General features: G+C 32.1%; 21 protein-coding genes. 5 read left to right on the top strand and 16 right to left on the bottom strand.

Annotated features, from left to right (window positions below):
- Positions 1 to 37: 37 nt before the first annotated feature.
- The 3 genes from ACFSSB_RS10400 to ACFSSB_RS10390 form a co-directional block, all read right to left on the bottom strand.
- A complete protein-coding gene (locus tag ACFSSB_RS10400; RefSeq protein ID WP_379903908.1) occupies positions 38 to 646 on the bottom strand; it encodes a hypothetical protein in 609 nt (202 codons plus the stop codon).
- A gap of 131 nt (positions 647 to 777) precedes the next feature.
- Positions 778 to 2,475 (bottom strand): hypothetical protein, encoded by a 1,698-nt coding sequence (locus tag ACFSSB_RS10395; protein ID WP_379903906.1) that lies wholly within the window; start codon positions 2,473 to 2,475, stop codon positions 778 to 780.
- Positions 2,476 to 2,586: 111 nt separating this feature from the next.
- Complete coding sequence (locus ACFSSB_RS10390) at positions 2,587 to 3,531, bottom strand: NAD-dependent epimerase/dehydratase family protein (RefSeq protein ID WP_379903903.1); 945 nt, start codon at positions 3,529 to 3,531, stop codon at positions 2,587 to 2,589.
- Between the two features lie 143 nt (positions 3,532 to 3,674).
- On the opposite strand from ACFSSB_RS10390, the gene ACFSSB_RS10385 reads away from it, so the two are divergent.
- From ACFSSB_RS10385 to ACFSSB_RS10375, 3 genes are all read left to right on the top strand, one after another.
- Positions 3,675 to 4,184, top strand: coding sequence for a hypothetical protein (locus ACFSSB_RS10385; protein WP_379903901.1), 510 nt, complete (start codon positions 3,675 to 3,677; stop codon positions 4,182 to 4,184).
- Position 4,185: 1 nt separating this feature from the next.
- Positions 4,186 to 4,716: a nuclear transport factor 2 family protein gene (locus ACFSSB_RS10380; protein WP_379903899.1), complete on the top strand. Its 531-nt coding sequence runs from the start codon at positions 4,186 to 4,188 to the stop codon at positions 4,714 to 4,716.
- Positions 4,717 to 4,820: 104 nt separating this feature from the next.
- On the top strand, positions 4,821 to 6,911 hold the full coding sequence (locus ACFSSB_RS10375) for a M13 family metallopeptidase (protein ID WP_379903897.1): 2,091 nt from the start codon (positions 4,821 to 4,823) through the stop codon (positions 6,909 to 6,911).
- A gap of 62 nt (positions 6,912 to 6,973) precedes the next feature.
- On the opposite strand, the gene ACFSSB_RS10370 is transcribed toward ACFSSB_RS10375, so the two are convergent.
- Complete coding sequence (locus ACFSSB_RS10370; RefSeq protein ID WP_379903894.1) at positions 6,974 to 9,274, bottom strand: M28 family peptidase; 2,301 nt, start codon at positions 9,272 to 9,274, stop codon at positions 6,974 to 6,976.
- Between the two features lie 113 nt (positions 9,275 to 9,387).
- Here ACFSSB_RS10370 and ACFSSB_RS10365 point away from each other — a divergent pair, with 113 nt between their 5' ends.
- Positions 9,388 to 9,852 carry a CBS domain-containing protein gene (locus tag ACFSSB_RS10365; protein ID WP_379903892.1) on the top strand — a complete coding sequence of 155 codons (465 nt, stop codon included), beginning with the start codon at positions 9,388 to 9,390 and terminating at the stop codon, positions 9,850 to 9,852.
- 4 nt (positions 9,853 to 9,856) lie between these two features.
- Here ACFSSB_RS10365 and ACFSSB_RS10360 read toward each other — a convergent pair whose 3' ends face one another.
- The gene (locus ACFSSB_RS10360; protein WP_379903890.1) at positions 9,857 to 10,207 is read right to left on the bottom strand and encodes a hypothetical protein; all 351 of its coding nucleotides are present in this window, start codon (positions 10,205 to 10,207) and stop codon (positions 9,857 to 9,859) included.
- Entirely contained in the window at positions 10,176 to 10,739 is a 564-nt protein-coding gene (locus ACFSSB_RS10355; protein ID WP_379903888.1) for a GNAT family N-acetyltransferase, read from the bottom strand. The genes ACFSSB_RS10360 and ACFSSB_RS10355 overlap by 32 nt, the downstream gene beginning before the upstream one ends.
- Positions 10,740 to 10,982: 243 nt before the next feature.
- Between ACFSSB_RS10355 and ACFSSB_RS10350 the strand changes: the two genes are divergently transcribed.
- Complete coding sequence (locus ACFSSB_RS10350) at positions 10,983 to 11,315, top strand: single-stranded DNA-binding protein (protein ID WP_215965841.1); 333 nt, start codon at positions 10,983 to 10,985, stop codon at positions 11,313 to 11,315.
- A 57-nt stretch (positions 11,316 to 11,372) separates the two neighbouring features.
- On the opposite strand, the gene ACFSSB_RS10345 is transcribed toward ACFSSB_RS10350, so the two are convergent.
- The 10 genes from ACFSSB_RS10345 to ACFSSB_RS10300 all read right to left on the bottom strand — a co-directional run bounded on the left by ACFSSB_RS10345 (position 11,373) and on the right by ACFSSB_RS10300 (position 23,231).
- On the bottom strand, positions 11,373 to 12,218 hold the full coding sequence (locus ACFSSB_RS10345; protein WP_379903885.1) for a DMT family transporter: 846 nt from the start codon (positions 12,216 to 12,218) through the stop codon (positions 11,373 to 11,375).
- A 14-nt stretch (positions 12,219 to 12,232) separates the two neighbouring features.
- On the bottom strand, positions 12,233 to 12,760 hold the full coding sequence (locus ACFSSB_RS10340) for a LacI family DNA-binding transcriptional regulator (protein WP_379903883.1): 528 nt from the start codon (positions 12,758 to 12,760) through the stop codon (positions 12,233 to 12,235).
- Between the two features lie 6 nt (positions 12,761 to 12,766).
- Positions 12,767 to 13,435: a bifunctional 4-hydroxy-2-oxoglutarate aldolase/2-dehydro-3-deoxy-phosphogluconate aldolase gene (locus ACFSSB_RS10335; protein ID WP_379903880.1), complete on the bottom strand. Its 669-nt coding sequence runs from the start codon at positions 13,433 to 13,435 to the stop codon at positions 12,767 to 12,769.
- 10 nt (positions 13,436 to 13,445) lie between these two features.
- A complete protein-coding gene (locus ACFSSB_RS10330) occupies positions 13,446 to 14,468 on the bottom strand; it encodes a PfkB family carbohydrate kinase (protein ID WP_379903878.1) in 1,023 nt (340 codons plus the stop codon).
- A 136-nt stretch (positions 14,469 to 14,604) separates the two neighbouring features.
- Positions 14,605 to 15,360, bottom strand: a complete 756-nt coding sequence (locus ACFSSB_RS10325) for an SDR family NAD(P)-dependent oxidoreductase (RefSeq protein WP_379903876.1) — start codon at positions 15,358 to 15,360, stop codon at positions 14,605 to 14,607.
- Positions 15,361 to 15,390: 30 nt separating this feature from the next.
- Positions 15,391 to 16,155, bottom strand: a complete 765-nt coding sequence (locus tag ACFSSB_RS10320; protein WP_379903874.1) for an SDR family NAD(P)-dependent oxidoreductase — start codon at positions 16,153 to 16,155, stop codon at positions 15,391 to 15,393.
- Between the two features lie 24 nt (positions 16,156 to 16,179).
- The gene (locus ACFSSB_RS10315) at positions 16,180 to 17,481 is read right to left on the bottom strand and encodes an MFS transporter (protein WP_379903871.1); all 1,302 of its coding nucleotides are present in this window, start codon (positions 17,479 to 17,481) and stop codon (positions 16,180 to 16,182) included.
- On the bottom strand, positions 17,471 to 18,208 hold the full coding sequence (locus tag ACFSSB_RS10310; RefSeq protein WP_379903869.1) for a FadR/GntR family transcriptional regulator: 738 nt from the start codon (positions 18,206 to 18,208) through the stop codon (positions 17,471 to 17,473). Before ACFSSB_RS10310 ends, ACFSSB_RS10315 begins: the two co-directional genes overlap by 11 nt.
- Positions 18,209 to 18,681: 473 nt before the next feature.
- Positions 18,682 to 20,022 carry a RagB/SusD family nutrient uptake outer membrane protein gene (locus ACFSSB_RS10305; protein WP_379903867.1) on the bottom strand — a complete coding sequence of 447 codons (1,341 nt, stop codon included), beginning with the start codon at positions 20,020 to 20,022 and terminating at the stop codon, positions 18,682 to 18,684.
- Positions 20,023 to 20,033: 11 nt separating this feature from the next.
- Complete coding sequence (locus tag ACFSSB_RS10300) at positions 20,034 to 23,231, bottom strand: SusC/RagA family TonB-linked outer membrane protein (RefSeq protein ID WP_379903865.1); 3,198 nt, start codon at positions 23,229 to 23,231, stop codon at positions 20,034 to 20,036.
- Positions 23,232 to 23,332: the final 101 nt, after the last annotated feature.

Raw genomic sequence — 23,332 nt, 5'->3', positions numbered from 1 at the left:
TTCGCTTTTTTACTTTACTTTTTTGTGTAATTTCTAATTATTTTTTTGCTTTCTTTTTTAAGTTAGCAGCAAAGGTTTTTGCAAGTTTAGCATACGCTTCTGAAATTCTGTAACCAGAATTATAATCGTTTCCAAAAGCACCATTTCCTTCTGCTTTAGTGTATTTAATCTCAAATAAAACAGTGTCTGGAGCATCATTTTTATAGACCGTTAAAATGGCATCAATTTTAGAGTTTTGTCTAACTACACCAACATTATAACCAGCATACATAAATGTGGTATGAATTTTAATGGTGTATTCTGCATCTGCTAAATCTTTACCTACAACAACTTCATTTTCTTTCCAACGTTTATTAAAAGACTCAATAAATTTAGGTTCGTATCTGTCCTCTCTGTCTGCAAACCATGATTTTTTAAATTCTTCTCCTGAACCCGGATTTTTATCTTCTCGTTTTTGCATTTTATCTTTTAAAAATTCTTCTTCATTATCATATTTAGGAATTTCTAGATCAGAATAATCAAATTCAAGGTTGAATGCTGTAATGTTTTTAAGGTTTTTCCAGTCGCCTTCTTGAACTTTACCTTTTTGAGCTACCATTATAGTAGTACAGAAAAGAAGCAAGATAATAGATAGTTGTTTTTTCATAATTATACTTTTTGTTATTGTTGATTATAAATGTAGTAAAATTTAAACTAAGATTATTGTTATTGCTATGGGTTGTGAATAAAAAAAGCGAACCCATGGGTTCGCTTTCTATTTTAATTTATAAGAGTAACTTATTTAATTTCTACTTTAATTAAAACGTCTTCTTTTTTCTTTTTGTAAAACTCAATTACAAATTGGTTTTCTGCAGTTTTAACCACTCTATTGTTGCTAAATTGATACACTTCTAATTTGTTGGTTACGTTTCTTGTGTCTAAAATATTGTCTTTAGTAACAGTACCAGTAGCATCATTAATTTTGTAAGCGGTAAGATATCCTCCATGACCATCACTATGTTTTGCAGGTACTTCATCTAATTTTAAATCTATGTTTTTTACGTTATCTAAATACACCATGTAATGGTTTCCGTTGGTGAAAAAATAAGAGTATGACATACCACCTTGATAGGTTTTACTTGTATCATAAACTTGCCCTATTTTTGGTGCTCCAGATTGTCTTTTAGGTAGTTTTTTCATCCACTCTAAATCACCAGAAGCATCTACTTTAGAGAGTAACATATCGTTGTTATGAAACGTATAGTATACTTGGCCATTGCTTCTATAATGAGTAACAACGTAGGTTTGTTCGCCAATTAAAACTAAGCTACCATCCGGATTTATTATTAAATCACGTAATTGCAAATTGGTAAATTCTGCTTTGTTTTCCTTGTCTTTTTTCTTGTTTTTCTTTTGGGTTCTTTTGCTAACGTATTGGTTTAAAACTTCTACCGGAATTTCATGAGCATTTTTTTCTACTAACTCTCCTTCTTTTGTAATTTTAAAGGTAAATAAACCATCAGAATTACCTAGGTTGTTATTTAAACCGTTGGTGTAAAAACCAGCACAAACCATAAAACCATCTGGAGATTCAAATAAAGAAATACCGTTTATAAATTTATCATTTAATACAATTTTACTTTTTTCAATTCCTTCAGAGCCATCTAATAGTCTAAACAGTTCCATGTGGTAATTGGCCTCTGTATCTTTTTTCTTTCTCTTGTCTTTGTTACTATCGTCATGAAAAACTTTAGTTAATATATAACCATGACCATCAGAATCTACAGCAAAATCTACTAGATTCATTCTTCTTTCGGTATAAGGCATTTTATACTCTTTAGACCAAATAGTATTTAAATTAGTATCAAAAACATTTACGCCAATTTTATCGTAGCTTTTAGTGTCTCTTTTAACCTTTGGCTTCTTTCTATATTGAACTAATAATTTAGATTCATCTTTAGAGGTTAAAAAGTCAAACTTATCTACTACACCAAAGCCTCCAAAACTCATTCCAAATCCACCAACAGCAAAACCTCCTCCAGAGGTGTATGTTGCCATTGGAGAGCCTGCTAGTTTACCAGAAACATTAATTAATTTAACGCTTTCTCCAATAAATTCTCCTGTATTAAAATCTATTTCTCTGTAGTATAAACGTTCTTGTTTTGTTTTTTTACCAGACCAAGAAGAGTAGAAAAAGTAGTATTTATCTTGTAACTCTATCATTCCTTCAACTACGTAATTGTCTGGAAGATCTTCGTATTTTTTTTCAGAAATAAGCTGTAATCCGTCTACCCCAAATTTTTGAATAACCAGATATTTTTTCCATGGTTTAACCGCTAGAATTTCGCTGTTTTTACTAAAATAATATTTTTTAGCAGCATCATATACCTGATAAGGTTCACTTACTGTAAAATTGTAGTCTGGCGATATTTCATTTTGTGCATTAGCTGTAAATACGAAAACGCAGATACAAAGTAAAAGGTAGATTTTTTTCATTATTTATATTTATGGGTTAATTCTCACAAACATAAGTAAATCTAACTTCAAAATACTAGTTAACAAGTAGTTTGTCTTGGTATAAGTATTAAATATGTAAAATAGGCTGCGTTATTCTTTGCCTAATTGCAAAAGCATTTCTTTGGTAATGTCTTGTAAATCAAAATTATGTTTCCAGTTCCAGTCTTCTCTAGCACAAGAATCGTCAATGCTTTTTGGCCAAGAGTCTGCAATATCTTGTCTAAAGTCTGGTTTATAAGTGATTTTAAAATCTGGAATTTGTTTTTGTATAGACTCGGCAATTTGTTTTGGTGTAAAACTAATTGCAGCCAGATTGTAAGCAGATCTAATTTTAATAGAAGCAGCGTCTGCCTGCATAATGTCTACAGTGGCTTTAATAGCATCATCCATATACATCATTGGTAGTTCTGTTTCTTCATTTAAAAAACATTCGTAGGTTTTGTTTTTAAGCGCTTCATGGTAAATTTCAACAGCATAATCTGTGGTACCACCTCCTGGTAATGTTTTCCAACTAATAATTCCTGGATAACGTATGCTTCTAACATCTACACCATATTTTTGATGGTAATACTCACACCAACGTTCCCCAACTTGTTTGGTGATTCCGTAAACGGTTGAAGGCTCCATAATGGTATATTGTTCTGTGTTTTCTTTTGGAGTTGTAGCACCAAAAACAGCAATACTTGAAGGCCAAAAAACATGATCTATTTGTTTTGTTTTGGCTAAGTTTAATACATGAAATAGTGAATTCATGTTTAAATCCCAGGCTTCCATTGGGTATTTTTCACCTGTAGCACTAAGCAAAGCAGCCATTAGGTAAACCGTTTTTACATTATGATTAATGCAACAATCTTTAATAGCATTAAAGTTTTTAGCATCTAGAATAACAAAAGGTCCAGCGTTAACTAGTTCTAATTTTCTGGTGTTTATATCGCTAGCAATAACATTTTCTACACCGTAAATATCTCTAAGTTTATAGGTAAGCTCAGAACCAATTTGTCCGCAAGCACCAATAATTAAAATTTTTGAAGTCATTAATCTTTCTGTTAAGGATGCGCAAAAGTAGCAAGATTTTCAAGAAGATAATCTAAAATGATACTAAAAATATTTCGAACCAAAGTAATTAATAATAAAAGCTAAGAATACAATATATTTGTAGCTACAATAGTTAATTATAAATGAAAGCATTACTATACATTACTTTAATATTTTGTGTAATTTCTTGTAAAAAAGAAGCAGCTACACAAGAGGTAGAAGCAGAAACCACCACCTTACAAATAACTAAAAAAGATGTCTCTAGTCTTAAATATAGACAGTTTCTTCTAGATCCTAGAACTGTTAATTCTGAAGAGTTTTGGCTAAAATATGATGAGTTGAGAGGTATTGTATCTAACGTTAATCAAGCAGACTTCTCTTTTTTTAAAGATAATAACGAAGTGTTAATTGCTTTTATTAAAGATTTAAAAGAAAGCATACCAGAAGAAATAAACACACCTTTAATACGTGCTAGATTATTGGCTTTAGAAACCAAGATGCTAAAACTAGAAGGAATTATTAATTTAACCAATCCGGATAAAAAGGAAGTACTTTTAGTGTTACAAGATTTTTTAGAAGCATTTTCTAATCTTAACCTTCAAATTAACAAAAAGTTTGAAAAGGAATGGCAAAACATTGAAAAACCATATTAGTATGAAACCTTTATACCTAATTGCTTTATTGTTAGTAATAACATCTTGTAAAACAAGCGAAGAAGTGTTGCAAGTAGCGTCTACTTCAGATATTAAAAAAGAAATTCAAACTAATTTAGATGCTTGGCATCAAGCTGCTGCAGAAGCAAATTTTGATTCTTATTTTAATTTAATGACTAAAGATGGCGTTTTTATAGGTACAGATGCATCAGAAAATTGGCAAAATGAAGCTTTTAAAACATTTTCTAAACCCTATTTTGATAAAGGTAAAGCGTGGAGTTTTACTGCAATAGAAAGAAATGTTTATGTTTCTCAAGATAAAAAAATTGCTTGGTTTGATGAGTTGCTAGACACCCAAATGAAAATTTGCAGAGGTTCTGGAGTCATGAAACTAGAAGACAACACCTGGAAAATAGCACATTATGTTTTGTCTATTGCTATTCCTAATGAAAATGTAAAGGAGGTTGTTGCCTTAAAAAACACTGCTGATAGCCTGTATATTACCTCCTTAAAAACCAAAAACAAACAGTAACTTTTGCTGTGTTACTTTTATTAATCTTTTGTTAAGATGTAACAAAAGCAATAGGTAACAGTCTATTATATGTTAAATTGTACACAAAATTAAATACAAACAAAATGAATACCAACTTTAAAAAACTATCACTTCTTAGTGCGGTTGCTTTTATAGGTTTAGTATCTTGTAAAGAAGAGGCTAAAAATGAAATTGCTGTTGTAGAAACAACACCAGGAATTAATGTAGACTATATAGATACAAGCATACCTGCTAGCGAAGATTTTTTCAAACATGTTAACGGAAAATGGCTTGAAAATAATGAAATACCAGACGACCAATCTACTTGGGGAAGTTTTCAAGAACTACGTAAAAATACAGATGCAGATGCTTTAGCTATATTAAAATCTGCCATGTCAGATAATAAAGACCTTGGTAATATTCAAGTGCTTCCAGGATCAGACCAAGAAAAAGCAGTTTTTTATTACCAAACTATTATGGATACTATTGGTAGAAATAAAGCTGGTATTGCTCCTGTACAACCCATTTTAGAAAAAATTGAAGCTATTAAAAACATTGACGATTTACAAGCTTTCATGATAGAAATGGAGCCTCAAGGTGGTGGAGGTTTATATGGTTTTGGTGTTGGTAGTGACCCAAAAGATAGTAATAGAAATGTTGCGTATTTAGGTGGTGGTAGCACAGGATTACCAGACAGAGATTATTATATTAAAGACGATGCAGACTCTAAAGAAAAGAGACAAAAATATGTAGCACATATTACAAGAATGTTTCAGTATTTAGGAGATAGTGAAGCAGAGGCAAAAACACAAGCAGAACAAATTTTAGCTTTTGAAACTAGATTAGAAGAAGCTAAAATGGATAAAGTAGAGCGTCGTGATGCACGTAAGCGTTACAACCCTCGTTCTATTGCTGATGTGCAAAAAATGGTTCCTGCAGTAAACTGGAAAAACTTTCTATCAGGAATTGGTGTAAAAGAATTAGATACTGTAATTATTGGTGATTTAGGTTACTTTAATAGATTACAAGAAGTATTAGCAGAAGGTAATGTTAGCGACTGGAAAACCTATTTAAAATGGGATGTTTTTAATGGTGCAGCAGGATTTTTATCTACAGACATTGAAACTGCTAACTGGGAGTTTTACGGAAAAGAACTTAATGGTGCAAAGGCTCAAAAAGCTAGAGATGAACGTGCTTTAGGTGCTTTAAACGGTACTTTAGGTGAAGCTTTAGGAAAACTATATGTGGACAAAAAATTTCCGCCAGAAGCAAAAGTAAAAGCAGAAAAAATGATTAAAAATGTCATTTTAGCTTTTGAACACAGAATCAATAAGCTAGAATGGATGAGTCCAGAAACAAAACAAAAAGCTATTGAAAAACTAAGAGCTACTAAAGTAAAAATTGCATATCCAGACAAGTGGAAAGACTATTCTGCATTAGAAGTTGCTAGTGTTGAAAATGGAGGTACTTATTTACAAAACAGACTTAATGCTCGTGCTTGGAATTTTAAAAAGGATTTAGATAAATTAGGAAAACCAGTAGATAAGAGTGAGTGGTATATGGCTCCGCAAGTGGTAAATGCATATTTTAATCCTGCCTACAATGAAATTGTTTTCCCAGCAGCTATTTTACAACCACCTTTTTATAATTTTACTGCAGATGATGCTGTAAATTATGGAGGAATTGGTGCTGTAATTGGTCATGAAATTTCTCATAGTTTTGACGATTCTGGTTCTAGATATGATAAAGATGGAAACCTAAATAACTGGTGGACAGACGAAGATTTAACACAATTTGAAGCTTTAGGAAAGGCTTTAGCAGATCAATATAGTGCTATTGAAGTTTTACCAGAAACCAATATTAATGGTGCGTTTACCTTAGGAGAAAACATTGGAGATTTAGGTGGTGTACTTGCTGCTTATGATGCTTTACAAATGAGTTTTGAAGGTGAAAAACCTGCACCTATTGATGGTTATACTGCAGAACAACGTTTCTTTATGTCTTGGGCAACAGTATGGAGAACAAAAATGCGTGAAGATGCATTACGTACTAAAATTAAAACAGATCCGCATTCTCCAGGAATGACAAGAGCTGTACAACCTTTATTAAATGTAGATGCTTTTTATGAAGCATTTGATATTAAAGAAGGAGATAAAATGTACATTGCTCCAGAAGAAAGAGTAAGAATCTGGTAAGATATACACTTTTAAATCCAGTTAAAAATAACAAAAAAGGCAACTCTTAGAGTTGCCTTTTTTTATTGTATACTAATCCTACTTTTGGTAACAATTGCATCATTTAGTACAAAGGGTTTAGGTATCATCTCAGCTTCACGTTGCGGTAGGTTAAGCTCTTTGTTGGTTAGTAAATCATAAGTAGCTTCATAGATTTGTAGTTCTGTTTTTTGCGTGGCAGGAACTGTTAAAATCATATCTAAAGGTTCTTTGTCTGAAACGTAATAACTAAACAATCTGTTGCTTGGCCTTTTATTAAAAACCGTTCCTGTAGTTTCTTCTGGTATAGCAGATACACCATTTATTACAAAAGAATTAAAAACAGTAGTACTGTCTGAAAATACTTCATAACGTGCCGCATTACGTTGTGAGGTTACACAAATAGCAAGCTGTCTGTTGTTTCCAATTATGGTATCGTGTGTGATTTCTATTTTAGGTTTAGCAATATTTTTAACTGCTGCTTTTTTAGTAAACGTAAAATTGGTTTTATACTTACTAGCAATAGTATTTTTTAAAAGAGCGGATGCTTGATCTGGATTATCTGTTAAAAATGATGTTGTCCATGCATCTAAAATAGTATCATAGGTTGCCCAAACAGCTGTGTTTTCATTAGTGTCTAGAATATATAAAAGACTGTTTGGTTTTGGCGTTTCTTTGGTGAATTTAGACTGAAAATGTGCTTTAATAAGAAATATACTTCCAAGAAGCACAAAGCAATAAGCCCATCGTTTTTTATGCTTTAAGAAGCCCAAAACACTAATTAATAACCCAAAAATTAAGACAACAAAAATTGCTGAAACAAATACCATTTTTAATCCTAATCCTACCGGAAGCATTTTTACCAAAGGCGCTAAAATAAACAGCAAGGGAATGCCTAATAACGCTAAAAGAATTACACTAGGTTTTTGTTGTCTAATCATTAAAAACAAGCTGATTAAACCAAAGTAAACAGGAATAATAAAAAAGCTAGCTCCTTTTAATTGTAGCGCTACTACAAGGCAAATAAGCAACCAGAAAAATAAAGGTGCAACTAATAAATTTACTGGCTTTTCGTTGTTTTTAAATATATGGTAGCTATAAAAACAAATGGCTAATGCCAAACAAGTAAAAGCAGCTATATATGCATGGCCATTATAAGTAAAGCCATGAAGCATTTCTTGGTACTGAGGATATATAAATTGTATAGCTTGCCAAGCTAAAAAGGTAAACATTGCGCTAACAATAAGACTTGTAAAAAAAGGTATAAAGCCTTTTAAAATAGCAGAAACGCTTAAAGAATTCTTTTTAAAGCCATATATAAGTAAGCCAATAAAACCAATTACAGCCAAGATAAACATAGGCCAAATCCATGAAAAGGGATAGATAACTGTTTTAAATGCAGGAACTGTAAAGTAAATATAGTCTTCGGTACTTTTAATATTGTTAAGGTTGGCATTACTAAAATGATGTAGTAGTGGCATTATGTAAGAACCTTGATGTTCAAGTGTATTTCTATCTAAACGTGCATAAGTATCTAAAGCAGTATGGTAATCAAAATGGTCATCTATAAAAGCAAAATTAAACCCATCAATATCTTTATCTGTTCTAAAACGCGTTAAATCGGTATCATTAGGAAGCATTTTATAAATACTATATGCTAAAGAGTTAGCTACAGGAAACTCCGGATTTGCCTTTACAAACTCTTTCATTAAGTTGGCATTACCTTGATTGGTTTCAATTAGCATATAACTAGGTCCTCCAGAACCACGAGCTTCAAAATTTAAAACCAGGCCAACCTCTTTTGCCCAAGGATGCTTGTTTACAAAAATATCTGCACCATTTAATCCTAATTCTTCACCATCAGAGATTAAGATAATTATGTCGTTTTTAGGAGTTTTGTTTTCAGCTAAAAAAGCACGAATAGCTTCTAAAATAGTAACTACTCCTGAGCCAGCATCACTTGCACCAAGAGAAGAATGCGGATTGCTATCATAATGCGAAAGTAGGAGTAAGGCCTTACTAGTATCGCTTCCTTTTATTCTAGCTATGATATTTTTAGGCTTAGATAAGTTTCCCCATTTACTTAAAGAATAGCCTTCTTGTATTTGGGTTTCTAATCCTAGTTTTTCTAATTCTTTAACAATATAGTCTCTAACTTCTTGGTGTGCTTGGTTACCAAGAAAATGTGGTTTTTTAGATATTTCTTTCAGCTGAACTAATGCTCTATGCGAAGAAAATGAGGTTTCTGGAGCTTCAATTGTAGAAATCTTGCTTGGTAATAAAGCACTAAAACTCCAATACACAGCAAAGCATATAATAAGGATGGCAATACTTCTTTTTAACATATTTATAAGGTAGACTATTAAGCTATAAAAATAGGGAATAATAATTAGGATTTTTCTTTTTAGGATAACTCATTTATAATCAGTATATTTAAGTTAATCAAAACACTATTGTCATGGGAATAAAAAGTTTTCAAGGAGCTAGGAAGCAGCAGAATGTTGTAGACCAAAAGCCATTAAAAGTAAGTGATTATATGTCTAAAAGTTTAATAACCTTTAGGCCAGATCAATCTGTAGAAGAAGTTATAGAAACGCTAATTGCAAATAAAATTTCTGGAGGACCAGTTGTAAATGAAAATAACGAATTAGTAGGTATTATAAGTGAAGGAGATTGCTTAAAGCAAATAAGTGAAAGTAGATATTATAATATGCCAATGGCAAAAGATAATGTTGAAAAACGTATGATTACAGAGGTAGAAACTATTGACGGAAATATGGATTTGTTTGATGCAGCTAATAAGTTTTTAGATTCTAAAAGAAGACGTTTTCCAATATTAGAAAACGGTAAATTAGTTGGTCAGATTAGCCAAAAAGATATACTAAAAGCAGCATTGCAGTTAAAAGGACACAACTGGAAGTAACAAATTAACTTTCCCGCTTTACCAATGCATAATAATCTCCTTCTAAGGGCAAATAGCCTTGGTCATACACAAAGTAGTAAATGGTTCCTGCTTTTGTGGTATATATGCTTGTAAAGTAATTAAAATCAAAACCCTTTTCAATAAGTTTTGCCCTAGACGTTTTTGTTTTTTTATCAGGATTAAGGGCTTCTAAAATTCTATAGTTTTTGCGTAACCTGTTATTGGTATTGCGTATTAAATTTTTACTGTCTTTATTTACGTGATTATTGTGTGCATTTCTGCATGCATCACTGCAGAACTTTTTATCAATTCTTCCAACAATTTTAGCTCCACATTCCGGACATTTTTTTTGCATAATCTTCTTTTTTTAGTGTGTACCAATGTAACATTACGTTTTTGTAAGCAAAGGTTTCTGTATACTGTAAACCAATTTTTTTTAATATTTTATTAGAGGCTATATTTTCTGTTTCGGCGGTACCAACAATGGTTTCTAATTTTAAGTCGTTAAAGCCAAAATGTAATGCAGCAATGGCAGATTCTTTAGCATACCCTTTATTCCAGTATCTTTCTATTAGTCTATAACCAATATCATAGAAATCTACCTTATCACCTAAGCGTTCTTTTTCTCCTGTATTAAATTTTAGTCCAGACCAACCAATAAATGCTCCTGATGCTTTTTCTATTACTGCAAATCTGCCAATTCCGCGATCTATATATTGAGTTTTAAGATTATCAATATACGTTTGTGCTTGCTCTATGCTTGTAATAGGTGTATTGCCTAAATATTTATGCACTCTTGGGTTGGCATCTAATTCAAACATGCCATTTAAATCGCAATCTCTTATCTCTCTTAAAATAAGTCTTTCGGTTTCAATATAAAATTTCATCTATTTATTAAATCGTTTTATTCTATTCCATATTCGTTATAAAAATAATGCTAAGGTGTTGTAAGTTGTTGTTTTTTAGATTTTTATTGAAGTACTAAGATACTGTTTTTTCCGTTTACAAACGACTACAAACATTTACAAACGATTTTAAATGTGTAACAACCGAATAGTATTTGTGTGTTGTTTCATCTTTGCAGTGTTGAATGGAACTAATGAAATTCAATATAATAAAAACCTTATCTTATGAATACGTTAAGAAACAAAGTACAGTTAATTGGAAACTTAGGAAACGATCCGGAAATCATTAATTTAGAATCTGGTAAAATGCTTGCCAAATTTTCTATAGCAACTAACGAGAGTTATAAAAATACAAAAGGCGAAAAAATTACTGACACGCAATGGCACAATATTGTTGCTTGGGGAAAAACTGCTGAGATTGTAGAAAAATATGTAACTAAAGGAAAAGAAATAGCAATAGAAGGGAAGCTTACCACAAGAAGTTGGGAAGATAAAGAAGGTATGAAACGTTATACTACAGAAGTTGTTTGTAATGAATTGTTAATGTTAGGAAAATAGTTTTTTACACTAAATACTAAATTATAAAAAGGGCTTACTAGGTGAGCTCTTTTTTTATTAGCCTAATTTTTTAGATTGCTTTATGATAACGTTTAAAATTAAGCCTGAAACAATTAAAAGTATGGCAAATAAACTAAGCAGGCTATAGGTTTCTTGAAACCAAATAGCACCTATTATGATAGTAAAAATAACTTCTATGTATTTTAAAGGAGCAACCTGATTAATTTCTGTAGTCTGTAATGCTTTGGTCATGTATAGTTGTCCAAAGTATCCATAAACACCCAAACTTAATAGTAATAACCATTCTATGCCTTTAGGAGTAGACCAATTGGCTATACACATTACACCACCAATAATAGCCGAAATAATCATGAAGTAATTAACAATAACAATTGGGTGGTCACTAGAACCAATTTTTCTAATTATTATGGGAACTAAACCTGTAAAAATCGCCGAAACTACTGCAAATAGTAATCCTATGTTATTTATATTATTGTCAAAGCCTTTTAAAAGTACCACGCCTAAAAAAGCTATAGCAAAGCAGAGCCATTGTAAGAGTTTTATTTTTTCTTTTAGCAAAAACAATGCAAAAAAGGCAGCAAAAATAGGAGAGATGTATCTAATAGAAACTGCAGAACCCATAGAAAGGTGTTTTATAGCCATAAAAAATAAGGTCATAGCAGTAAAACCAACCAAGCCTCTAGTAATAAGCAAGAACCTTTTATTACCTAAAAAAGGAATTTTATTTTTTATTAATAAAGGAATGGTGAAAAATAAGGTGCCAATAGATCTAAAAAAAACGATTTGATATACGTTAAAGTCGCCAAGTTTTTTTACAAATACATTTAAAAGTGCAAAGGCTAAAGCACTAAGTGACATATAAACTACGGCTTTTTTATGCATATATTTTAGTGGCGCTAACTAATTAAGCGATTTAGAGATTTTTTAAAGCTCAAAATTACTTCTTCTTTAAGTTCTTTTCTACTTTTTAGATTAGAAATTTCAATATAATCTATTGGTAATGGGTTATTAATGAAACTAGCGGTGTTTTCTTTTTTATGTTTTGAAATGATGATAGCAGCATCTACACTACCATCATTAATATTTTTTAAGCAATGTTCTTCTTGTAATTTGGAAGAAAAGCTTTGAAATACAAGAAGCCTGTAACCGTATTTAAAAGAAAATTTCTGTATTTTAGAAACAATACAACCATAATAAGAATCAGCTATTTCTGGAACTATAATAGCTAGTGTTTTTGTTCTTTGTTTTCTTAAAGATAAAGCAGTGTAATTAGGAACATAGTTGTGTTCTTGAGCAATATTTTTAATTATTTCTCTAGTTTTAGAACTAATGTCACTCTTATCATTTAATGCTTTTGAAACTGTAGAAACAGAAAAACCAGAAATATCTGAGATACATTTAAGTGTTATTGTAGGTTGATACATTAACGGTTATTTTTTTAGCTTTTGTATGATGTCTATAGAAGTTTTAGTAAGTGTTTTTATTTTATCAAAGTCATAGTTACCATTAGCATCTTTAGCAATAAGTTTAGAGCCAATACCAACGCAGGTAACACCTGCATTAAACCAAGATTCTAAGCTTTCTTGAGTAGGTGCTACACCACCTGTAGGCATAATACTTGTCCATTGACAAGGACCTTTAATGGCTTTTACATAGCTTGGGTTGTATGCGTTACCTGGAAATAATTTTACTATCTCACAACCTAACTCTTCTGCTTTGGCTATTTCTGTAAGCGTTGCACAACCAGGAGACCATAAAACTTTTCTTCGGTTACACACAATTGCAATATCTTCTCTTAAAACAGGTGTTACAATAAAGTTTGCACCTAATTGCATGTATAGTGAAGCAGCAGCAGCATCTGTAATAGAGCCAACACCCATAATCATTCCTGGTAATTCTGCTAATACATATTTATTTAATTCTGCAAATACTTCAAAAGCAAAATCTCCTCTGCTTGTAAACTCTAATAGTCTTGCGCCACCATCATAACAAGCTTTAATTATTTTTTTACTTACTTCTATATCGTCATTATAAAACAAAGGTACTAACCCTGTTTCTTGCATTACTGTTGCAACTTCTATTCTTGAATATTTAGCCATTTTGTTTTTTTTATCTTGAAACTTTTCCTGAATTATCACCACTTAATAATTTTTCAATTTCTTGAAGTGAAATTAAATTATAATCACCAGAAATGGTGTGTTTAAGGCAGCAAGCAGCAACTGCAATATTTAAAGCTCTTTGTTTGTTGTCAGCATCATTTACTAAACCGTAAATTAAACCACCCATAAAAGCATCACCACTACCAACTCTATCTACAACAGGAGTTACTTCTTTAACATCTGCAGTATAAATAGATTTACCATCATACATTATACCACCAATGCGTTGGTGCGAGGCACTAACCGAATACCTAAGTGTAGTAGCAGCTGTATGTAAATTAGGACAAGATTTAAAAATCTGATCGTATAATACAGGTAATGTGGTTTCGTTTTGATAATTAGGGCTAACTTTATCTTTACCTAACATAAATAATGCGGTATCAATATCTCCTAAAATTATATTACTATATTTTAAAAGTTCTGGCATAATTTCTTGTGGTTCTTTACCATATTGCCATAATTTTGATCGGTAATTTAAATCGGAAGAAATAGTAATTCCTAATTTATGTGCTACTTTAATAGCTTCTAAGCATTCATCTGCAGCAGATTGAGAAATTGCAGGAGTAATACCACTCCAGTGAAACCAGGTAGCATCTTTTAAAACTGTTTCCCAGTCAATACTTCCTTTAGGAATGGTTGCCATAGAACTATGTGCTCTATCATACACTACATTACTACCACGAGTACCAGCTCCTGTTTCTAAGTAATAAATACCTAGTCTATCACCTCCATAAATTATGTTTTTATTTTCTACGTTAAATTTACGCATCTCTTTAAGTGCACAAGCACCTATTTCATTTTCTGGTAACCTAGTGATAAATTCTACAGGAAGACCATAATTTGCTAGGGATACTGCTACGTTAAATTCTCCACCACCATAAGAGGCAGCAAATTTTTTAGCTTGTGAAAACCTTAAATGACGCTCTGTAGAGAGTCTTAACATAATTTCACCGAATGTGACAATTTTACTCATTTCTTGATTTTAATTACTACTGTTTATTTTTATTAAAAGCCAAATAGTTTTATTTTTTAGAAACTCTTTTTTCTATACAAATAGATAATGTGTTTAAAATAAAACCACTTGGCTTATTAAATTGAAAATGAAAAATCTAGCTAAATGCTAAACCTCCATTAATATCATAGTTTACACCAGTTATAAACGATGCTTCATCAGAAGCTAAATAAGCTACTAAATCTGCAATTTCTGATGCGTTACCTTCTCTTCTTAAAGGTGTAGAACCAGCAACTTTTACTCTAATTTCATCCTTAGTAAAATCATCATGAAATTTTGTTGCTATTAAACCAGGACAAAGTGCATTTACTCTTATACCTTTTGGTCCTAACTCTTTTGCCATTGCTCTAGTAAAAGTAGTTACAGCTCCTTTTGAAGATGCGTATAGTGAAGAACCACCACCACCACCATCTCTGGATGCTTGAGATGAAATGTTGATAATAGAAGCTCCTTCTGTCATTAATGTTTCAAAAGCTTGTGTAATAAAAACTGTAGATTTGAAGTTTACATCCATAACTAGGTTGTAAAAATCTTCATCAAGTTCTTGCAGCGTTTTTCTTGCGAAAAGGCCACCAGCATTATTTACTAAAATATCTACTTTATCGCCAAAAGCTTCTATAGCTTTTTCTTTTAAGTTTTTAATATCTGCTAGTTTTGAAACATCTGCTTTAACAGCAACAGCTTCTCCACCTAATGCTTTAATTTCATTTACAGTTTCATTAGCACCAGCTTCAGAGCTATTGTAATTTACTACCACTTTAGCACCTTCTTTAGCTAGTTTGATAGATATTGCTCTACCAATGTCTCTAGAACCACCAGTTACTACTGCTACTTTTCCTTTAAATTTACTCATTTTGTTTTTCTTACTTTTATAAAGTTAAGATTAAATACCTAAAGCTTGACCACCACCAATTTGAATAGTTTCTGCTGTAATGAAAGAAGCATCTTTACTTGCTAAGAAAGAAACAACACCAGCAACATCTTCTGGTTGACCTAATCTACCTAACATAATGTTGTTTGCCCATGAAGCGAAAACTTCTGGTTTTGTTGCTTTAATTTGTGCGTGAAAAGGAGTATCGATTGTTCCTGGAGATACTGCATTTGCTCTAATACCATATTCAGCTAAATCTTTTGCTAATGCTCTAGTGATTGCGTGTACACCAGCTTTAGAAGTTCCGTAGATTCCAGCTCCTGGTCCACCAGCAGTCCATCCTGCATTAGAAGTATAGTTAATTATAGAAGGGTGTTCTCCTTTTTTAAGAAATGGGATTGCTGCTCTAGAAGCAAAAAATACAGAGTCTAAGTTTAAAGCCATTACAGATCTGTAAAAGTCTGTTGTCATTTCTTCAAATCTAGATCTTCCACCTAAACCACCTGCGTTGTTTACAAGTACATCAATTCTACCATATTTTTCACCAATTTTAGTGATGTTAGAAGTAACAGCTTCTTCGTTTGTAACGTCAAAACCGTAATATTCAGCATCAATACCTTGTGCTTTAAGTTCTTCTAATCTTTTAGCACCAGTTTCGTCATCAATACCGTTTAATACTACAGTATAACCATCTTGACCTAATCTTTCGGCAACTGAAAAACCAATTCCACCTGTTGCTCCTGTTACTATAGCTACTTTTCCTTTGTTCTTGCTCATTTTTATATATGTTTTATTTTTATATTAATTTTTACTATTTAGAGGTTCAATTTTTGGGCATAAAAACCATACGCTTGCCATTGTAATTATTGCTAATGCAGCACCAATTATAAATGCAGGAGTATAATTACCACCTGAGGTAAGTATAGGAACTAAAGCTGTTAAACCAAATGCTCCTAATTTAGCAGCCATACCAGCAAAGCCAGAAAGTGTACCTACGGTTTTTCCACCAAATAAATCACTTGGTAATGTTTGTACATTTCCTATAGCGGTTTGAAAACCAAATAAAATAACTGCCATAAATAGTACAGCGGTTACAGGTCCTCCTGGATTAGCCATTGCAAGTAAAGTTGGTAACATAATTAAACAACCCAGTGTAATTATAAATTTACGTGTTTTGTTTACAGACCAACCTGCTTTAATACGGTTTTGCGCTAAAAGTCCTCCAAACCATGCACCTAACATAGCACCAACATAAGGAACCCAAGCGTAAAACCCAATAGATTTTACATCCATTCCGTATACTTCATTTAAATAAATAGGAATCCAGAATACAAATAACCACCAAATAGGGTCTAAAGCAGCAGATGCAATGATAACTCCCCAACTTTCTTTATGTGAAAGCATTTTTTTAGTGTCTGGGTTGTAACCTTCATCAAATTCACCATCACCATCTTTATCTTGATTTTGTTGTCCTGTTAAAATGTATTTACGTTCTTCTTCTGTTATCCATGGGTGTTTATTAGGTGGTCTTTTTACAATAATCCACCAAGGAATAAGCCATAATAAACCGGTAATACCTACTAGTATGAAAATCCATTTCCAATCGAAATAAACAGATAATAATCCTATGGTTGGAAAAGCTATAATACCACCAATAGCAGCACCAGAATTAAATAAACCTTGAGCAAAAGCTCTTTCTTTAGTAGGAAACCATTCAGCGTTTCCTTTGGCAGCTCCAGGCCAGTTACCTGCTTCTGAAACTCCTAGAAGTGCACGAAATACACTTAAACTAACAACTCCTTTTGCAAAAGCGTGTAATGCTGTGGCAATAGACCAAAAACCAATAGATAAAGTAAAGCCAATTCTTGTACCTAGTTTATCGAAAATTTTACCAAAGATTGCTTGACCAAAAGCATAAGAAAATATAAATATTGTAGATATAATAGCATAAATACCTTTTCTTTCGTCAGGTGTTTTGTCTGGATATAAATCTTTTGCAATATCTGGCCACAAAACAGGTAGCGCTTGTCTATCAATATAATTGATTACAGTGGCTAAGGCAATTAAGCCTATAACCCACCATCTTAATCCTTTAATTTTCATCTGTTATGGTTGGTTTTTTATTTGTTTTTACATTATAGCAATATTGGTATAACTCGCTAAAATGTTCCTTCATTTTTTGTTTTGCTAATTGCGGATTTTGATCTTTAATAGCATTGTAAATATCTTCGTGTTCTTGAATGGTTTGTTTTCCTTCATAGGTATCACAGAAATGATATTTTTTAAAATTGGTTATAATTTCTGGTGTAATAATTAACATAAAGGTATTCATTGTGCTATTACCACTGGCTTTAGCTATTGCTAAATGAAATAATAAGTCTTCTTGAACAGCATCTTCTTTATTTAAAACTTTTTTGCTGTAAGCATCTAAAGTTGCTTTCATCTTTTCTAAGTCTTCTTCTGTTCTTCGTATAGCAGCTAGTCTAACGGTTTTTAATTCTAGTAATATTCTTGTTTCTACTAACGATTTAAAACTAGGATCACCAAGGCCTAAAATATCATCAATCATTCCATTCATTGCAATAACACCTATGTTTGCTACAAAAGTTCCGCTTTGTGGAATTGATTTTAATAAGCCATATAATTCTAATTTTTGAATAGCCTCTCTTACATTACTTCTAGACACTTTAAATTTTTCAGACAAAACTCTTTCTGCTGGTAGTTTGTCTCCAGGTTCCAGATTTTTTAAATTAATAAGGTCTTTAATACTAGCTATTATATGTTTTTGGATATCAAAATTATCAGGTCTTGTATGTATATTTAATTTCATGAATTAATGTTTGATTGCAATTAGTTTTATTGGATAAAAATACTAAAATCTTTAACAGTTTTATTTTTAGTAAAAAGCTAAACTTTAAGGTCTGTTAAGGACCTTAAGCTTAACTAAATCACAAAAAGACTAATCAAAATATTTTTTATATATAACTTCTAAATTATAATATCTATTTTTTATAAAAATGACTTTTTAGCTTATTAAAAAAATAGGTTAATGATTCTCTATTTTTTTAAGTTGACAATATATAGGCACTTTTTATTAAAACCTTCATCTATACCCTAAGCATACCTATCTAGTATTTTCTCTTAGGAAGTGCTTAAAACTTTAAGCACTTTAGTTGTAACTCTATTCTTTTCCTTTATTTTAAATCTACATTTAGAAGAATAGAGGTGTTATTATATTTAATTTCTTTCTTTGAGAGTAGGAGTACAAACCCAACAACTCTCAAAGAAAGAAAAGATTAAATATTAGTAACCTGAATTTTGAGTAATTACTCCATCTGTTGCAAGGATCTCTGAAACTGGAACAGGGAATATGTGATAATTAGGGTTTATTGTTTGTCCCATTTCAGCATCAACAGTTCCTGTTCTTACTAAATCAAACCATCTGTGTCCTTCAAAAGCAAGTTCTAATCTTCTTTCGTTAAGAATAGCTTGTTTAACTAAAGGTTTTGTGTTGATTGTTGTAGGATCTAAAACGTCTAATCCTGCTCTTATTCTTATATCATCTAATAAAGGTAATACTGTAGTTGCAGGAGCATTGTTTTCATTTAATGTTTCTGCATATAACAGAATAATGTCTGCTAATCTTATTTCTATCCAATCGTGCTCAGCACCAAGACCACCTTCTTTTGGGAATTTTATACATGTAAGACCATCGTCACTAAGTGTTACAGCTCTTCTTAAATCTGTACCACCACCAGAAGCATCACTAGCATCAAAAGCAGCAACTAAATCTTGGTCTACAGGATAATCTGCTTTTGGATCATCACCAACAAACCAGTTCCAGAAGTCTGAAGCAGGAGAATACTCATCTACAATAGAACTTACTATTTGCGTTGAAAATATTATTTCAGAATTTTCTACTTCATTAGCAGCTCCAAAAATGTCATCAAAATTAGTTTTTAAACTAATTCCTGCAGCCGAAGCTCCGTTTACAACAGCAGCTAAATGCGGTTCTGCACTAGCATAGTTACCCATTGCTGCGTATGTTTTACCTAATAAAGCTTGAGCAGCGTAATAAGAAGCTCTTCCGTCTGTAATAGATGTGTCTAAAACATCCATAGCATCATTTAAATCAGGAATAATTACATTGTTATACACATCTGTAGCTGGTTGTCTTACTAAAATAGATGTATCATTTAAGTCTGGTGTTGCAGATAAGTTAATAGTAACATCACCAAAAACTTGTACTAATTTATAATAAGATAAAGCTCTTAAAAATTTTGCTTCTGCTACATGTGTATCATTTGTAGAATTTTCAATTACGTTATTAGCACTTAATATAGACTTGTATAAAGCAGTATAGAAAGGTCCGAAAAATTGATCTTCCATGGCAGTTAACCCATTGTCATACTCATCAAACTCTGTAAATGGAGATTCGTCCATAACCGCGTTGTCAGATCTAAATTCTCCCATTACTGCCATTGGTGTAACCGTACCTAGTTGGTAGTAATATGTTGCATTTAATACACCTTCAAAATCTGTTAATGAATCTGAATTTGCAATATTTGATGGCGCTTGGTCTAAATCTGTAGAACATGCAGTCATGAAAAACAACGACCCCAATATGATATATATTTTTTTCATTTTATTTTTTTTTAAAAATTAATATTTAAACCAAAAGTGAAACTTCTAACAACTGGGCTTACACCAAATTGAGATCCATAAGTTGTAGGTCCTAAATAATCACTACCAGAAGTAGTTACACCTTCAGGGTTGTATGAAGTATAGTCATCTGCCCATACGTATAATAGGTTTGTTGCAGCAACATAAGCTCTTACTGAACTTAACCCTATTTTATTAATTAAATCATCATTAAGTGTATAACCAATAGTTATGTTTTTTAAAGCGACAAAAGAAGCATCTTGAATCATCGCATCTGTTTGATTTCTGTTATCTGTATAATGTTGTCCATTATGATCAGCAATACCATCGTCATCTGCATCAAAACTACTTGTTAATCTTCCTCCCCATTGAGAACCATAGTAAAGTGGGTCTATATTATAAACTTCTCCACCATGAGATCCTTGAAATTGTAAAGACATATCTAAAGATTTGTAGCTAAAGTTATGTGACATTCCCCAGTAAAAATCTGGTGTATTTTGTCCTATTTTTACTAAATCTCCACCATCTTCAACGGTTCTTGTGTTATCAATTACACCATATCCTTCTTCACCAGGAGATTGTTGATCTACAACATAAGAAGCTCCAGATTGGTTGTTAACATATTGAGAAGCATCTGCTAGATATTCCATTTCTACTTCACCAGTAGTTTCTAATCCCCACATTTCACCAATACCACCACCAACGTAGTTTCTAAATACTGGTCCTCTACCACTTGTTCCGTAGATTGCTTGTGGTAATTCACTTAAACCACCTAAATCTGTAATTTCTGTGTTTACTGTAGATAAGTTAGCTCCAAAACTCCAAGAGAAATTATCTGTATTCATAACTCTTGCGTTTAATTCAAATTCCCAACCAGAACTTCTTACATCACCAGAGTTAAGTACTATAGATGGAGTACCTAATACTTCAGATACACTTTGGTTAATTAAGATATCTTCAATATCTGAAGTATAGTAATCTACACCTAAGGTAAATCTGTTATTTAATACACCTAAGTCTATACCATAGTTAGTTTCAGTGTTTGTTTGCCATGTTAAGTCTGGGTTTGCTATATTTTCAGGAATTAAGTATCCAGTACCATAGTAAGTTGCTTGTGGCTCTAAAAGACTTAAAGCATCATATGAATCTAAAAAAGAAGCAGTACCTAAAGAACCGTAACTAAATCTTAATTTTAATTTACTAAGTATTTCGCTATCTTCAAGGAAAGATTCGTTATTCACATTCCAACCTAAAGAAAATGCTGGGAATGTTGCATATTTTTTATTTGCACCAAAACGAGAATCACCATCTCTTCTTACAGATACAGATACTAAAAATCTGTCGTCATAGGCGTAGTTAACTCTACCAAATACACTCTGTCTTACTCTAGTTTCATCTCTTTCTGTAACGGTAATGTCTGCAGGATCAAATAAACCGTAATTAAGTATAGGCTCATCTGGTACATTTACACCATCTAAAGCAACACCTACTAACTTGGTATTTTGAAATTCCATACCAGCAACTGCAGATATATCATGTTTACCAATTTCTTTTGCAAAATTTAAAGTAGTTTCACTTAATACAGAAGATACTTTTAAATCTGTTTGGTCCATATACGTTTGTGAAGTTCTTGCTCTAGAATCAAAACCGATTAATCTATGCTCATAAAAACGAGTGTCTTTAAGATCACCACCTAAAACAGTCTTTACATTTAATCCATCAATAATTTCATATTGTAAATAAGAACTTACATTACCAAAATAGGTTTTTTCCCAACGGTCTGTATTGTCAAGTTTAGCTGCAGGACCAGCATCACCAGATCCTCCAATACCATTATTACTTCTACCATAGTGCCAGTCTTGCGCTGCCATACCAGGTTCTAAATCATAAATACTACTTGCTTCATAACCTGAACCTCTATAACCACTATCAAAAGCGTCTAATCCTAAAGCTTGTGCTTGTGCATCTAATTGTTGTACAAAAGCAATAGATTCTGCTGTATGGTAAATAGGACTAATTGGGTATGCTCTTAAAAGATCTCGCATATCATGTCCTAAAATATCTCTTTCAGAAGTAAAACCGTTAAAGCTTATTCCTGTTTTGAACTTTTCACCTAATTTAGCATCCACATTTAAACGAGCGTTTAATCTTTCAAAACCTTCGGTAATGATAACTCCTTTAGAGTTTTGATATCCAATTGAAGCAAAGTAATTAACATCGTCTGTTCCTCCGCTCATGCTAAAGTCATGACTTGTAGTGTTTCCGTCACGAAATAACCATTCTTCTGGGCTAACAGCACCAGGAGCGTTTTCATAAGCACTTAATCTATATTCTAAAAATGCTGGGTCTACATTGTCTACTGTACCTTGCCAGTTACCAGCAGCAATTTCTGATCTTGCTTCAGAAGCAAATTCAGAAGCATTTTTTATTATGTTTTTACGGTATTTACTAGAAAAGCTAGTGTAGGTATTGTAGCTAAATCTAGCTTTACCTGTTTTACCTTTTTTGGTTGTAACTAAAATAACACCATTAGCACCTCTAGAACCATAAATAGCTGCAGAAGCAGCATCTTTTAAAATTTCTAAACTTTCAATATCATTTGGGTTAACTGTTTCTAAACCTCCAGAAATTGGAAATCCATCTACAACAATTAACGGACTAGATTCACCAGATATAGAAGAAGCTGCTCTAATTTGAATTTTTGGAGCTGCACCAGGAGAACCATCTTGATTTTGAATTAAAACACCAGGTAATTTACCTGCTAAAGCTTCATCTACACGTGTTGCTTGTACTGCAGCAACATCTTCACCACCTACACTAGATACAGAACCTGTAAGGTGTGATTTTTTACGAGTACCATATCCAACAACTACAACCTCATCCAGGTTATTAGCATCTTCTGCTAAAGAGATGTCGATAGTACTTTGGTTTTCAATAACCACTGTTTGGGAAACGTAACCTATGTAAGAAAATTGAATAACATCTCCTTTACTTACCTCAATTTGATAGTTTCCATCAAAATCTGTACTTGTACCAGTACTAGTACCAACAATAATTACGTTAACACTAGGCAACGGCATGTTGTCATTAGCGTCTACTACAAGCCCATTAATTATTAATTTGTCTTGGGCAAAGGCAGAAAAACACAGAAAGAGAACTGCAAATAATGCCAATTTAGATTTTAAATTCATAATTGTTTTTTGTTTTAGTTAATTAATTTGTTTTACTAAAAACATAAACATTAGGCAAGTATAGATATGTTTCATACTTTTGTAATATTATGTTTTATGCA

The sequence above is a fragment of the Lacinutrix gracilariae genome, from assembly GCF_042684485.1.
GTDB lineage: Bacteria > Bacteroidota > Bacteroidia > Flavobacteriales > Flavobacteriaceae > Oceanihabitans > Oceanihabitans gracilariae.
The sequence above is the reverse complement of the archived record's forward strand: the minus strand, read 5'-3'. Positions and strand labels throughout refer to the sequence as shown.

Bases quoted from the DNA above. Each gene is read 5' to 3' on its own strand.
- ACFSSB_RS10400 (WP_379903908.1), bottom strand. From the start codon at position 646: ATGAAAAAACAACTATCTATTATCTTGCTTCTTTTCTGTACTACTATA.
- ACFSSB_RS10395 (WP_379903906.1), bottom strand. From the start codon at position 2,475: ATGAAAAAAATCTACCTTTTACTTTGTATCTGCGTTTTCGTATTTACA.
- ACFSSB_RS10390 (WP_379903903.1), bottom strand. From the start codon at position 3,531: ATGACTTCAAAAATTTTAATTATTGGTGCTTGCGGACAAATTGGTTCT.
- ACFSSB_RS10385 (WP_379903901.1), top strand. From the start codon at position 3,675: ATGAAAGCATTACTATACATTACTTTAATATTTTGTGTAATTTCTTGT.
- ACFSSB_RS10380 (WP_379903899.1), top strand. From the start codon at position 4,186: ATGAAACCTTTATACCTAATTGCTTTATTGTTAGTAATAACATCTTGT.
- ACFSSB_RS10375 (WP_379903897.1), top strand. From the start codon at position 4,821: ATGAATACCAACTTTAAAAAACTATCACTTCTTAGTGCGGTTGCTTTT.
- ACFSSB_RS10370 (WP_379903894.1), bottom strand. From the start codon at position 9,274: ATGTTAAAAAGAAGTATTGCCATCCTTATTATATGCTTTGCTGTGTAT.
- ACFSSB_RS10365 (WP_379903892.1), top strand. From the start codon at position 9,388: ATGGGAATAAAAAGTTTTCAAGGAGCTAGGAAGCAGCAGAATGTTGTA.
- ACFSSB_RS10360 (WP_379903890.1), bottom strand. From the start codon at position 10,207: ATGCAAAAAAAATGTCCGGAATGTGGAGCTAAAATTGTTGGAAGAATT.
- ACFSSB_RS10355 (WP_379903888.1), bottom strand. From the start codon at position 10,739: ATGAAATTTTATATTGAAACCGAAAGACTTATTTTAAGAGAGATAAGA.
- ACFSSB_RS10350 (WP_215965841.1), top strand. From the start codon at position 10,983: ATGAATACGTTAAGAAACAAAGTACAGTTAATTGGAAACTTAGGAAAC.
- ACFSSB_RS10345 (WP_379903885.1), bottom strand. From the start codon at position 12,218: ATGCATAAAAAAGCCGTAGTTTATATGTCACTTAGTGCTTTAGCCTTT.
- ACFSSB_RS10340 (WP_379903883.1), bottom strand. From the start codon at position 12,760: ATGTATCAACCTACAATAACACTTAAATGTATCTCAGATATTTCTGGT.
- ACFSSB_RS10335 (WP_379903880.1), bottom strand. From the start codon at position 13,435: ATGGCTAAATATTCAAGAATAGAAGTTGCAACAGTAATGCAAGAAACA.
- ACFSSB_RS10330 (WP_379903878.1), bottom strand. From the start codon at position 14,468: ATGAGTAAAATTGTCACATTCGGTGAAATTATGTTAAGACTCTCTACA.
- ACFSSB_RS10325 (WP_379903876.1), bottom strand. From the start codon at position 15,360: ATGAGTAAATTTAAAGGAAAAGTAGCAGTAGTAACTGGTGGTTCTAGA.
- ACFSSB_RS10320 (WP_379903874.1), bottom strand. From the start codon at position 16,155: ATGAGCAAGAACAAAGGAAAAGTAGCTATAGTAACAGGAGCAACAGGT.
- ACFSSB_RS10315 (WP_379903871.1), bottom strand. From the start codon at position 17,481: ATGAAAATTAAAGGATTAAGATGGTGGGTTATAGGCTTAATTGCCTTA.
- ACFSSB_RS10310 (WP_379903869.1), bottom strand. From the start codon at position 18,208: ATGAAATTAAATATACATACAAGACCTGATAATTTTGATATCCAAAAA.
- ACFSSB_RS10305 (WP_379903867.1), bottom strand. From the start codon at position 20,022: ATGAAAAAAATATATATCATATTGGGGTCGTTGTTTTTCATGACTGCA.
- ACFSSB_RS10300 (WP_379903865.1), bottom strand. From the start codon at position 23,231: ATGAATTTAAAATCTAAATTGGCATTATTTGCAGTTCTCTTTCTGTGT.